The following is a 12,595-nucleotide window of genomic DNA, read 5'->3' as shown; positions in this document are numbered from 1 at the left end:
GTGTGCTGGGATGGGCCGGTGCTGCCCTTCCGCCAGGTCGACGTCTTCTCCTCCGAGCCGTGGCTCGGCAACCCGCTCGCGGTGGTCCACGACGCCGACGGGGTGACCGACGCGCAGATGGCGGCGTTCGCACGCTGGACCAACCTGTCCGAGACGACGTTCCTCTGCGCGCCGACCGACCCGCGCGCGGACTACCGCGTGCGCATCTGGACGACGGGCGGCGAGCTGCCCTTCGCGGGCCACCCGACGATCGGGAGCGCGCACGCCTGGCTCGAGGCCGGGGGTGAGCCGCAGGGCGACGTCGTCGTGCAGGAGTGCGGCGCGGGGCTCGTGGACGTGCGGCGCTCACCGAGGCTCGGGTTCGCGGCACCGCCGCTGCGTCGCTCCGGTCCCGTCGAAGACGACCACCGGGCACGCATCCTGCGCGGGCTGCGGCTCGACGCGTCGACGGTCGACGACATGGCCTGGGTCGACAACGGGCCCGGCTGGGTGGGCGTCGACCTCGGCGCCGCGTCGGCGGTGGTCGATGTCGTGCCAGACCTCGCGGCCTTCACCGACCTCAAGGTCTGCCTGCTCGGGCGGTGGGACGACGCGACGGCGGCCGAGGTGGGCGCGGACGTGGAGGTGCGCGCCTTCTATGCCGATGGCAACGAGTTCGCCGAGGACCCGGTCACGGGCAGCGCCAACGCGGGCCTCGCCCAGTGGCTGGTCGGCACCGGAGCCCTGCCCGACTCCTATGTCGCGCGGCAGGGCTCGGTTATCGGCCGCGGGGGCCGCGTGCACGTCGAGGCCGCCGACGGCGAGGTCTGGGTCTCCGGTGACGCGGTGACCCGCATCGAGGGGCGCGTCACTCTCCAGGCCTGACGAGGGCCACTCGCAGGTCCTCGACGTCGGTCACGGGTGCGTCGCAGACGAACCCACGGCACACGTATGCCGTCGGCCCACCTCCCACGAGCGGCCTCGCCTCGAGCAGCGGGCGGCCGGGGGAGTCCGGAGCGCCGTGCGCGAGGACGAGCCCGGGAGAGGTGCTCCACCGCGCGACGGCGAGCATCTCGTCGGCGGCGGGACCCTCGCCGACGAGCGCGACCTGGAGCGGGCCGGCCAGCGCGGCCTCGGCGACCGCGAGGCTCCAGCCGGCGAAGCGGGGGTCGCGCTCGGCGAGGGGCCCGGCCGCGGCGAGGGCCGACTCCGCGGCCTCGCGGTGGGTCGTCGAGCCGGTGAGGGCGGCGAGGGTGAGCCACGCGCCCGCGAGCGAGGAGAGCCCGCTCGGCTCGGCGTTGTCGCCCTGGCTGCGGGGACGGGTGAAGAGCTGCTCGGCGTCGTCGGCGGTGTCGTGCACCGCCCCGTCGGCGTCGCGGAAGTGGGCCAGGGCGACGTCGAGGACGTCGCCGGCGACGACCAGCCACTCCGGCTCGCCCGTCGCCTGGTGCAGCGCGAGCAGGCCCTCGGCGAGGTTGCCGTGGTCGTCGGCCACCCCGGCGGCGGCGCCGACGACGCCGTCCCGCGACGCGCGTCGCAGCCGTCCGTCGACGAGGTGGGAGTCGACGACGAAGCGCGCGCACCGCGTCGCTGCGTCGAGCAGGTCCGGCCGGCCGAGCAGGACGCCAGCGTCGGCGAGCCCGGCGATCGCCAGCCCGTTCCACGACGTGACGACCTTGTCGTCGCGGGCCGGCTGCGGCCGGGCCGCGCGGGCCGCGAGCAGGCGGGCGCGCACGTCGGCCCACCACGCCTCGTCGTCGGGGTCCTCGCGCAGCTGCAACGTCGAGGAGCCGTGCTCGAAGGTGCCCCGCTCGGTCACCGAGAGCAGCCGCGCGGCCCGGCGTCCGTCCTCCTCACCGAGGACGTCGACGAGCTGTGCCGGGGTCCAGGCATAGGTCGCCCCCTCGACCGAGACGCCGTCGACGACGGTGTCGGCATCGAGCGCCGAGGCGAAGCCGCCCTGCGCCGTGCCGAGGTCGCGCATGATGAAGTCCGCTGTGCCAGAGGCGATCCGGTGCCAGAGAGGCTCGCCTGTGGCCCTCCACAAATGGGCGTAGACGCGCAGCAGCTGGGCGTTGTCGTAGAGCATCTTCTCGAAGTGGGGGACGACCCAGTCGGCGTCGACGGCATACCGGGCGAAGCCGCCGGCGAGCTGGTCGTGGATGCCGCCGCGCGCCATCGCCTCGCACGTGCCGCGCGCCATGGCGAGGGCATCGGCGTCGCCGGTGGCGGCGTGGTGGCGCAGGAGGAACTCGAGCACCATTGAGGGCGGGAACTTCGGTGCACCACCGAAGCCGCCCCGCGTGAGGTCGTAGTGACCGCGGAGGGCGCGGACGGCATACGAGGTCGTCTCGCGGGTGATGGGCGCGGACGGCCCGGGCGCGGTGACCTCACGCAGGCGGGCGGCGATGTGCGCGCCGGAGGCGAGGACGTCGGCGCGCTGCTCGGACCACACGCGGGAGACGTTGGCGAGCAGGCTGAGGAACTGCTCGCGCGGGAAGTAGGTCCCGGCGAAGAAGGGGTCGCCGTCGGGGGTGAGGACGCACGTCATCGGCCAGCCGCCGTGGCCGGTGAGCGAGGTCGTCGCGTTCATGTAGACCGCGTCGACGTCCGGACGCTCCTCGCGGTCGACCTTGACGGCGACGAACCCGGCGTTGACGACATCGGCGACGTGCTCGTCCTCGAACGACTCGTGCGCCATGACGTGGCACCAGTGGCAGGCGGCGTAGCCGACCGATAGCAGGATGGGCAGGTCGCGCCGGCGTGCCTCGGCGAAGGCGTCATCCCCCCACTCCCACCAGTCGACCGGGTTGTCGGCATGCTGGAGGAGGTAGGGGGAGGTCGACGTCGCGAGTCGGTTCGCCATGCTTGCACCGTATGCCGCTCCCCGGACGAGGAAGAGGCGAGGGGCGCCGTTACATAGGCCGGTGTTGGTCGATAGCCGATGGGTACTCCAAAACACCCATAGGTCATCGACTCGGGGCGACCCCGCGACTGGGATGCCGTGACGGGTTGCGCCCATTCCTGCGCAGGCCTGCCAAGGTTGCGGGTCATCGCTACGCTCCCCCCGAGGCGAGAGAACGGGAGCGACATGACCCACCACGAGGATGTCGAGGTCCAGGAGCGGGAGTTCCAGCGAAGGTGGCACGAGGCGCACGTCCAGCGATTCGCGGCGGGAGTAGACAAAAGTTACGTCCCATGGCGTGACACAAACATCGCCCCACATGCGGATGAGGCGCGTCCGTTCCTCGCCGCGCTGCGCAAGTCCCGCGACCTGAGCGCCTTCCAAGCGGGGACTGACAAGTGGGTGCGGACCTTCACGTCCGGGTTTGCTGGCGCCGCCGGCCAAATGATCATCAACCAGATCAACAAGATCTCACCCGATCCGGACGCCGCGGTCAGTGTTTTGCTGGATGCGCTGACGACGCCAACAGACCTGGACGACGCGATGCGTAAAGTCCGACTCCTCGCTGACCACTTGGAGTCAATTCGAGTAGGTGCGCATCCCAGCCCCAAACGTGCGCCGTTCGTCGCGTCGTATTATTGGGGCCTCGATGATCCGAAGGCATGGCCTGTGGCGTGGCCCAAGTCGACCCTCTACTTGGACTATTGCACCGGAACCGCGGACTACGACGACCAAGGTGTCCGCTATGCCGCGCTGTACCGCCACGCGATGGATCTCGACGGCGATCCGATCCGCTTCGAGCAGGTGGCAGCCTGGTGGGCCGACACCCAGCCCGTGGTCATCGACGAGGTCCTTTGCGACCGGGCGGCTCTTCGCGAGGGTGCGAACAAAGCGCATGACGACCCCGAGCAGTACCGAGCGAACGCGCGCGCTCTGGTCGCCGTGGCGCACCACATCGGCGCATCCCTCGAAGCCCGAGTCGCCGAGTCGGCCGGTCGCACGCTCAAGTGGAACAAGCCTGCTTTGATGTGGGATGGGGTGTGGCCGCGTGGCGACCTCTGGGTCGACTGGCGGGTCCCCACCAGCTATGGCCTCGCCGTCCGTGTCTGGCTCAATGGGCGCGGACTTGCAATTGGGCTTCGCCCTTATCCGGACGGAGATGCCGGAGGCACCGAGCGCGTCCTCAAGCTCCTGGAGAGCCACCCGCTGCCCGGCTACGAGGTCCTTGCCAGCGGCGGATCACGAATCGGCAAGGACGTCGGCTTCATCGGGGGCGGATCTGGCGAGGTGATCTACGCGCGCTGGTTCGGCCGCGAGGCGCTCGGGTCGCTGGACGCTGTCAATCAGGTGCTCCAGACGGCGCGCGATGTTGCACCGCTGATTGCAGAACTTAACGGCGACACCGAGATCATCGACCGAGATGACGATCTCGCCCCCATCGTTGCCGAGTTCAGAGAATCGACCGGGTATCCGACGCCCGGCCACGAGCATGACAAGGCGACCCGGCGAGACTTCGCCAAGCTCCTCGACCCTGACGATCTCGCGATCGTTGACCGGGTCGACCTACGACGCATCTGGAACGCCGGCGGATACGGCGGTACCGGACCCATGTCGATCCTCAACACCAGCCTGCGTGATGCCGACGAAGCCGAGTACCACCGGATCATCGAGACGTTCCGCTACCTCTGCTGGGGCGATGACTCTCCCGCGACTCGTATCGATCGGGTCCTTGACGAGGACTCCCTCCGAGTCAAGGGTCTCGGCGAGTCGGTCATCATGAAAATGCTGGCCATCACCCACCCTGAGCAGTTCATCACCGTGTACCCGTACACGGGCCCGAAAGGGAAGCTGCGGATGCTCAAACTTTTGGGTATCAGCGCACCAGAAGCCACCTCGATAGGCGAGCGGCAAGTCGCATCTAACGACGCATTGCGCGCCCGACTCGATCGCTATTTCCCGGGGGATGCCCTCGGCGTCGGCGCGTTCCTTTACTGGTACGCCGAGCGGGGGGAGGGCCATGAACCCCAACCGACAGCTGATCCCCTCGATGAATTGGCTGAGGAAGCTCTTGTCGATCGGGCCTTCATCGATGATGTGGTCGCGCTACTGGAGGACAAGCGCCAGGTGGTCTTCTACGGGCCGCCCGGTACCGGAAAGACCTACTTCGCTCGCAAGTTGGCTGAGGCGCTGGTACCGGATGCTGAGCGCCGGCCCGTCGTTCAGTTTCACCCGTCCACCTCCTACGAGGACTTCTTCGAGGGTTATCGACCCGAGACCGACGCGGAAGGCGTCATGTCGTACCGCTTGCAGCGTGGACCGCTCGCGGAACTGGCTGCGCGGGCAAGTGACGCGCCGGGACGACGCCACCTCATGATCATCGACGAGATCAACCGCGCCAACCTGCCGAAGGTTCTCGGCGAGATGCTGTTCCTCTTCGAATACCGCAACACTCCGGTGCGCACCCTCTACCGTCCCGACGACCCGTTCGAACTGTCCAAGGACATCTGGTTCATCGGCACCATGAACACCGCGGACCGTTCGATCGCGTTGGTCGACGCGGCTCTGCGGCGCCGCTTCCATTTCGTACCGTTCTTTCCGAATCACGGCCCGATGGCGGGCCTCCTAGATCGTTGGCTCAAGCGCGAGGGAGAGCCAGCGTGGGTCGGCGAGTTGGTGGCCCAGGTCAATGACGAGCTTGAGCAGGAGCTCGGAGGCCCTCATCTGCAACTTGGACCGAGCCACTTCATGAGGCCCGGCCTCGACAAAGACGTGCTCCGGCGGATCTGGGAGTACGACATCGAGCCGTTTATCGAAGATCAGTTCTTCGGCGACGCCCCACGCATCGACCGCTTCCGGTTCGCGCAGGTTTGGGGCCGCTTCAGCGATCTGGCTCCAGAGTCGATCACCGCGGAGCCGGCATCCGACGAGGCTGGGGGCTGACAATCGTGCCTGTCCTCTCGGAGTACGGCTGGTCGGAGCTTGAGCTGACGCGCACACAGGCGGAGGCCATCCAACGAACAGGCTTCGTTGACGTCACTCCGGCCCCGGCAGGTCTTTGGCGCGTCACGGCCACGTCGTACGTGGGCTCACTCGTGGTGGACGGGATAGAACTGCTCATCCGTCCCAAGATCAACCCGGAGAACCTCTTCTTGCTGCTCGAGCCAGGACTCCCGCCGAGCGCGTGGCGCAAGGAAGCCTTCGACTACGACGTCACCTCCGACCTGCTGCCATCAGTCATCGCCTTCTTCGCGAGAACGGTCGAGACCACCCTCGGCCGCGGAGTCCTGCGGTCCTACCAAGCGCGGGACGAGTCGCTCGTCGCGTTGCGTGGCCGGCTGGACATCGTCGGCCAGTTCAAACGCTCGGGAGTTCTCACACCGGTGGCTTGCTCATACGACGACTTCTCGGAGGACGTCATTGAGAACCGCGTTTTACGGGCGGCCGTCCGGCTGGCACTGCGGGTTCCTCGGGTGGACGCCGCAGAGCGGCGGCGCCTCATGCGGCAACTCGTCGCTCTAGAGGGCGTGTCCGACACGGATATCCGAACCGACACAGTCGACATGATTCGGATGACCAGGCTCAACCAGCACTATGCGCCGGCACTGGGGCTCGCTCGCCTTGTGCTCGCGAACCTCACACTCACTGATGTGCGGGGAGCGACTTCCGCCTCTTCCTTCATGGTGGACATGAATGACCTGTTCCAGAGATTTGTTACCGAGCGTCTCCGGCGCGAACTTCGAGGCACTCTGAACGTCGTCGACGAGCCCACTGTGCACCTGGGCCTAGGGCGACAGGTGGCCATGCAACCGGACCTCGTGTTCCGCGAACCGGGCCGCGAGGTCTGCTACGTGGCAGACGTCAAGTACAAGCTGGCAACGGATGCACGCGGCCGCAGTGGGGACTACTACCAGCTCCTGGCGTATGCAACGGCGATGGACCTGTCCGAAGGGATGTTGATCTATTGCAGGCGTCAGGACGATACGGACCATAGTGTCGTGACTGTGAGGAACGCCGCCAAGAAGTTGGTGCTTCGATCTGTCGACCTAGGCGGCCCGCCCGAACACGTCGAACAAGAGATCGCGGCGCTCGCTGACACGATCGCAAAGGCCAGTCCGGTTGCGACCGCGACGCGAGTCGGAGCTTAGTTCTCGTATAGGTCTTCTCGAGCAAACCTCAACAACGGGGTAGTTCGAGGGGGAGCCGATTCCCAAACCTGACGCTGTGCCGCTTGCCGGACCACGATGAGGCGCTGGCAGCGTGTCGCGTGGGTCGGTTCGGGTGGAGAACCGATAGGTACTTCGAAACACCTATTGGCTCTCAACCCAAATGACACCTGTCCGCTCCCGCGTGGTGTCGGCGACCCGGGCCCACTAGCACCAGGAAAGGCCCGGATCCCCGACATCGGGAATCCGGGCCTTCCAGACGGAGGGGGTCAGTGACGACCGACGGTCTGCGACTGCGGGTCGCCGACGAGGTCTCGCTCGGCACCCTCGTCGTCGTGGTCGTCGAGCATCGACGCCTCGTCGAACGGGTCGTCGCCGGCGAGAACCCGGTCGAGCTTCGGTCGGTCCAGCTCGCCGACCCAGTGCCCGATGAGCACCGTCGCGATCGAGTTGCCCGCGAAGTTCGTCAGGGCCCGCGCCTCGCTCATCATGCGGTCGATGCCGACGATGAAGCCGACGCCGTCGACGAGGTCGGGGCGGTGCGACTGGAGGCCGCCGGCCAGGGTCGCGAGCCCGGCGCCGGTGACACCGGCGGCGCCCTTGGACGCGATGATCATGAAGAGCAGCAGCGAGACCTGCTCACCGATCGAGAACGGCTTGTCGAGCGCCTCGGCGATGAACAGCGAGGCCATCGTCAGGTAGATCGCCGTGCCGTCGAGGTTGAACGAGTAGCCCGTCGGGACCGTGATGCCGACGACCGGGCGGGAGACGCCGGCGTGCTCCATCTTGGCGATGAGGCGGGGGAGGGCCGACTCCGACGACGACGTCGAGAGGATGAGGAGGAACTCGCGCGAGAGGTACTTGAGGAGCGCGAAGACGTTGATGCCGGTGACGGCCTTGAGCAGCGCCCCGAGGATGACGAAGACGAAGAGGAAGCACGTCACGTAGAACGCGACCATGATGAGCGCGAGCGACTTGAGCGCCTGCCAGCCCGTGGCGCCCACGACGGCAGCCATGGCTCCGAACGCACCGATGGGTGCGGCATACATAATCATCGCCATGAGGCGGAAGACGAGCCGCTCGAGGTGACGGATGCCGCCGAGGATCGGCTCGCCCGCGCGGCCCATCTTCTGGAGCGCGAAGCCGACGAGCAGGGCGACGAGCAGCGTCTGGAGCACCGAGCCGGCGGTGAGCGCCGAGACGAGGGTGTCGGGGATGAGCCCGAGGATGAAGTCGACGGTCGTCTCGTGCTCCTCGCCGACGGCCTTCTGGCCGCTCGCCGCGAGCTCGTCGGTGAGGTTGAGCCCGGCGCCGGGCTTGACGATGTTGCCGACGAGCAGACCCACGGCCAGGGCCACGGTCGACATCGTGAGGAAGTAGCCGAGGGCGAGCCCACCCACCTTGCCGACCTGCGCGGCGCGACGGACCGAGCCGATGCCGAGGACGATCGTGCAGAAGATGATCGGGCTGATCATCATCTTGATGAGGTCCACGAACGCGGTGCCGAGCCACTTGAGCTTGACGCCGAAGTCCGGGGCGATGATCCCGACGGCGATGCCGAGGACCATGGCGATGATGACGGCGATGTAGAGCCAGTGCGTGCGGTCCCGGCGCACGGGCCGGTCGACGACGTTGTCGGTCACGGGTTTCTCCTGGGTGGGCGGGCCCGGGGTGGTCCCGGGTCTGGGCGACCCCGATTCTGGTGTCGCGACTGGCTAGGGTCACCGTTGTGTTCATTGAGTTCCGCGGGGCCGTGCGCGAGCTGCCCCGCGCGCACCCCTGTCCCGTATGCCGGCGGGCCGGGTGAGCTCCCCGCGCTCGCCGGCGCGGTGGAGCGTGGCGACCCAGACGTTCGTCCTCCAGGTCGGGGTCGCGCTGCTCGTCGTCACCGTCGGGCTCGCCGCTGCCTACGTGCAGGCCCGACGCGCCCAGACGCAGGAGGCGACGAGCCGGGCCATGTCCGTGGCCCGCACCGTCGCCTCGACCCCGGCCGTCGTCGACGCGCTCGCGTCGGCCACCCCGACCGCGGCCGTGCAGGACTACGCCGAGGACGTGCGCCGCGGGACCGGCACCGACTTCGTCGTCGTCATGACGACCGCGGGCGTGCGCTACTCGCACCCCGACCCGTCGCAGGTCGGTCAGAAGTTTCTCGGCCACATCGACGCGGCCGTGCGCGGTGGTGAGGTCGTCGAGGACTACACCGGCACCCTCGGTCCCTCCCGCCGGGTCGTCGTGCCCGTCCAGTCCGACGCCGGGACGGTCGTCGGGCTCGTGTCGGTCGGCATCCGGCGCACCGCCCTGTCGCGCGCGGTGAGCGAGCAGCTGCCCGGTCTCCTCCTCGCCGGCGCCGCGGCCGCGCTGCTCTCCGGCCTCGGCACCGGACTCGTCTCGCGGCGCACCCGCCGCCAGACGCTCGGGCTCGGCGAGGAGCAGCTGCGCGAGATGTACGAGTACTACGACGCCGTCCTCCACGCCGTCACCGAAGGCCTCCTCCTCGTCGACCAGGACGGCCGGCTCCAGCTCGCCAACGACGAGGCGGTCCGTCTGCTCGGGCTCCCCGACGGGGCGAGCGGCCGGCCCCTCGCGGACCTCGGCCTCAGCCCGGGGCTCACGGCCGCGCTCTCCGACGGCGAGCGGCGCGAGGACGAGCTCCACGTCACCGACGCCCGGGTCCTCGTCCTCGGCACCGCCCCCGCGATGTGGGAGGGTCGCCGGCTCGGCACCGTCGCGACCCTGCGCGACCGCACCGACCTCGAGCACCTCACCGGTGAGCTCGACTCCGCGCGCGGCGTCACCGAGGCGCTGCGCTCGCAGGCGCACGAGTCGGCCAACCGGATCCACACGATCGTCTCGCTCATCGAGCTCGGCCACGTGGAGCGCGCGCTCGACTTCGCCACCGACGAGCTCGCCGTGACCCAGCAGCTCACCGACGACGTCGTCGCGGCCGACACCGAGCCCGCCCTCGCCGCCCTCCTCGTCGGCAAGAGCGCCCAGGCGAGCGAGCGGGGCATCGACCTGCGCATCGCGCCCGGTGCGCAGTGGCCGACCGGCGCCGTGCCCGTGCGCGACGTCGTGACGATCGCCGGCAACCTCATCGACAACGCCTTCGACGCCGTGGCGAGCCTGCCACCCGGGTCGGAGCGCCGGGTCGAGGTCGACGCCCGCGTCGACGACGACCACCTCGTCCTCGAGGTCTCCGACTCCGGTCCGGGGCTGCCCGAGGCGGGGGTCGACGCCGTCGTCCGGCGCGGGTTCAGCACCAAGGGTGAAGGCCGTGCGGGCCGGCGCGGCATCGGTCTCGCGCTCGTCGCCCAGACGATCGACCGGCTCGGTGGGACCCTCGACGTGACGGGCCCGCCTGGTGCGCGCTTCGTCGTGAGCCTGCCGCTCGTGCCCCGCGAGGAGGAGTCCCGTGCCTGACCCGCTGCGCGTCCTCGTCGTCGAGGACGAGCCGGTCGCCGCCGAGGCGCACGCCACCTACGTCGGCCGCGTGCCGGGGTTCGTCGTCGTCGCCGTGGCGTCGACGGGCCAGGAGGCGCTGCGGGCGCTCCAGGGCACCGAGGTCGACGTCGTCCTGCTCGACATGAACCTGCCGGACCGGCACGGGCTCGAGGTGGTGCGGGCGATGCGCGCGGCCGGTCACGGCGCCGACGTCATCGCGGTGAGCTCCGCGCGCGACCTCGACATCATGCGGTCGGCGGTCTCGCTCGGCGTCGTCCAGTACGTCCTCAAGCCGTTCGCCTTCGGCACCCTGCGCGACCGGCTCTCGGCCTACCTCGACTACCGCGCGACGCACGTCGCCGCCGCCGAGGTCGGCAGCCAGGCGGAGGTCGACCAGGTCTTCGCCGCCGCCCGCCCGACCCGCCCGGTGAGCCTGCCCAAGGGGATGTCCGAGGAGCTGCTCGGCCGGGTCATCTCGACGCTGCGGGAGTCGCCGTCGGCGCTGTCCGCCAGCGAGGTCGCCGGCGAGCTGGGGGTCAGCAGGGTGACCGCGCGGCGCTTTCTCGAGCACCTCCACGAGAGCGGTGTCGCCACACGGCGCTCGCGCTACTCCGGCGCCGGACGCCCCGAGGTGGAGTACGGCTGGCGCAGCTGACCCGGGGTGCCCGGTGACGCCGTCCGGCTCAGTCCTCGAGCGCCTTGAGCAGCGTGAGGTTCTTCGACAGCTCGGTGTCGTCCCCGTCGACCGCCGCCCAGAGGATCTCGACGCCGCACCGGACGATGCACCACAGCCGCCCCAGCTCCTCGTCGACGCCGCCCGCGTCGCATGCCAGCTCGAGCCGCTGCCGCACCGACCAGCGCAGTGACGAGCCCGTGCCCATCTCCTCGATCCGGTTGCGCAGCAACGGATGCAGCTCGTATGCCGCAGGTCCGGCGAGCGGCTTCGGGTCGATGGCGAGCCACGGCGCCCGGTCGGCAGCGAGGACGTTCTGGAAGTGCAGGTCCGTGTGCAGCAGCACCCTCGGCCCGGGCTCGGCGAGCAGCTCACGGGCCAGTCCCGTGACGCGGGTGACGACTCGTCGCGGCAGGTCGGTGCGCTGGCGCAGCTGGGTGAGATAGGGGTCGAGGTATGCCGTGAGCGTCCGGATCGTCGGTGGCGCGGGCACGTGCAGCTCGCGGTAGAGCCCGCCCACGACGGTGCAGGCGTCCTCGATGTCGACGGGGTCGAGGTCGCGGCCCGAGTCGAGCCGTTCGAGGAGCAATGCACCGCGTGACGGGTCCGCGGCGACGAGCCGCACCGCACCGTGCCCGTCCCACGCCCGCAGCGCGAGGTGCTCCTGGGCCGACTCGACGTGTGGCCAGCCGACCTTGAGGACGAGCGGGCCGCCCTCGCCGCCGCGTCGCACGACGGGGTGGACGACCGCCGTCCAGCCGGTCATCGGCGCGCCCGTCACCTCGAGGTCCCACGCCTCCAGGCACTCGCGGGCGAGCCGGTCGACGGTCGCGACCCAGTCGGCTCCCGTCGGGCCACCCTCGGCCGGCAGCCGGCTCATCCACGTGCGCCACTCGGCCGGGGCGCGCGGGTCGAGCGGGGCGAGCGGCTCCCGCGCGGACGTCTCGCTCACGCGAATCCCCTCACGCGAGACCCGGGAACGCCGTGAGCCGTATGCCGTGCTGGTGCGCCACCGCCGCGACCGTGCCGAGCCAGCCGGGCAGGGCGGCGAACGCGGCCTCGGGGTCGGCGTCGATCGCCGGTCGCAGCGCGGCGCCCATCGCGGTGAGCAGGGTCGTCAACGCCTCGGTCGCGAGCGTCGCGGCCTCGGCGGCTGTGGTCACCGGCCGGGGGAGCGTCTGCCCGAGGTCCGGTTCGGGCGCGGACGGTCCGGTGGCGTCGACGAGGTCGGAGGTGAGGGCCTGCAGCGCGGTGATGTCGCGCAGCCACGCGGAGCGCACCGCCTTCGGGGAGCGCGCGGCGGCGACCTCGAGGAGCCAGGTCGCCCGGCGGGTGGCGACGACGAGGGGGACGAGCGCGACGGGGCTCGACCACGACGGCGGGACGGCCGGCCCGCTCGACCCCGTGGCCGATGGGCTCGCCGACGCGCTCGGG

The 12,595-nt window shown here is 70.1% G+C and carries 9 protein-coding genes; 5 read left to right on the top strand and 4 right to left on the bottom strand.

Annotation, left to right across the window (positions count from 1 at the left end; translation table 11 throughout):
* Positions 1–18: 18 nt before the first annotated feature.
* Positions 19–864 (top strand): PhzF family phenazine biosynthesis protein, encoded by an 846-nt coding sequence (locus N798_RS04015; protein WP_084100084.1) that lies wholly within the window; start codon positions 19–21, stop codon positions 862–864.
* Here N798_RS04015 and N798_RS04010 read toward each other — a convergent pair.
* Positions 848–2,845, bottom strand: coding sequence for a thioredoxin domain-containing protein (locus N798_RS04010; RefSeq protein WP_035946453.1), 1,998 nt, complete (start codon positions 2,843–2,845; stop codon positions 848–850). The genes N798_RS04015 and N798_RS04010 overlap by 17 nt on opposite strands.
* Before the next feature lie 225 nt (positions 2,846–3,070).
* On the opposite strand from N798_RS04010, the gene N798_RS17205 reads away from it, so the two are divergent.
* Positions 3,071–5,824, top strand: a complete 2,754-nt coding sequence (locus tag N798_RS17205; RefSeq protein ID WP_052116892.1) for an AAA family ATPase — start codon at positions 3,071–3,073, stop codon at positions 5,822–5,824.
* A gap of 5 nt (positions 5,825–5,829) precedes the next feature.
* Positions 5,830–7,029 (top strand): McrC family protein, encoded by a 1,200-nt coding sequence (locus N798_RS04000; protein ID WP_035946451.1) that lies wholly within the window; start codon positions 5,830–5,832, stop codon positions 7,027–7,029.
* Positions 7,030–7,316: 287 nt separating this feature from the next.
* On the opposite strand, the gene N798_RS03995 is transcribed toward N798_RS04000, so the two are convergent.
* Complete coding sequence (locus tag N798_RS03995) at positions 7,317–8,690, bottom strand: cation:dicarboxylate symporter family transporter (RefSeq protein ID WP_035946450.1); 1,374 nt, start codon at positions 8,688–8,690, stop codon at positions 7,317–7,319.
* A gap of 193 nt (positions 8,691–8,883) precedes the next feature.
* Here N798_RS03995 and N798_RS03990 point away from each other — a divergent pair, with 193 nt between their 5' ends.
* Complete coding sequence (locus N798_RS03990; RefSeq protein ID WP_229708705.1) at positions 8,884–10,467, top strand: sensor histidine kinase; 1,584 nt, start codon at positions 8,884–8,886, stop codon at positions 10,465–10,467.
* Positions 10,460–11,143 carry a response regulator gene (locus N798_RS03985; RefSeq protein WP_035946448.1) on the top strand — a complete coding sequence of 228 codons (684 nt, stop codon included), beginning with the start codon at positions 10,460–10,462 and terminating at the stop codon, positions 11,141–11,143. Before N798_RS03990 ends, N798_RS03985 begins: the two co-directional genes overlap by 8 nt.
* A gap of 28 nt (positions 11,144–11,171) precedes the next feature.
* Here the strand turns inward: N798_RS03985 and N798_RS03980 are convergent, their stop codons facing one another.
* The gene (locus N798_RS03980; protein ID WP_052116891.1) at positions 11,172–12,113 is read right to left on the bottom strand and encodes an aminoglycoside phosphotransferase family protein; all 942 of its coding nucleotides are present in this window, start codon (positions 12,111–12,113) and stop codon (positions 11,172–11,174) included.
* 10 nt (positions 12,114–12,123) lie between these two features.
* The coding region (locus N798_RS18310) for a hypothetical protein (RefSeq protein WP_035946447.1) at positions 12,124–12,595 on the bottom strand (472 nt) is incomplete at its 5' end.

It is taken from the genome of Knoellia flava TL1 (assembly GCF_000768675.1).
GTDB classification, from domain to species: Bacteria; Actinomycetota; Actinomycetes; order Actinomycetales; family Dermatophilaceae; genus Knoellia; species Knoellia flava.
Note: the sequence above shows the minus strand (reverse complement) of the source record. Positions and strands in the feature narration are given on the sequence as shown.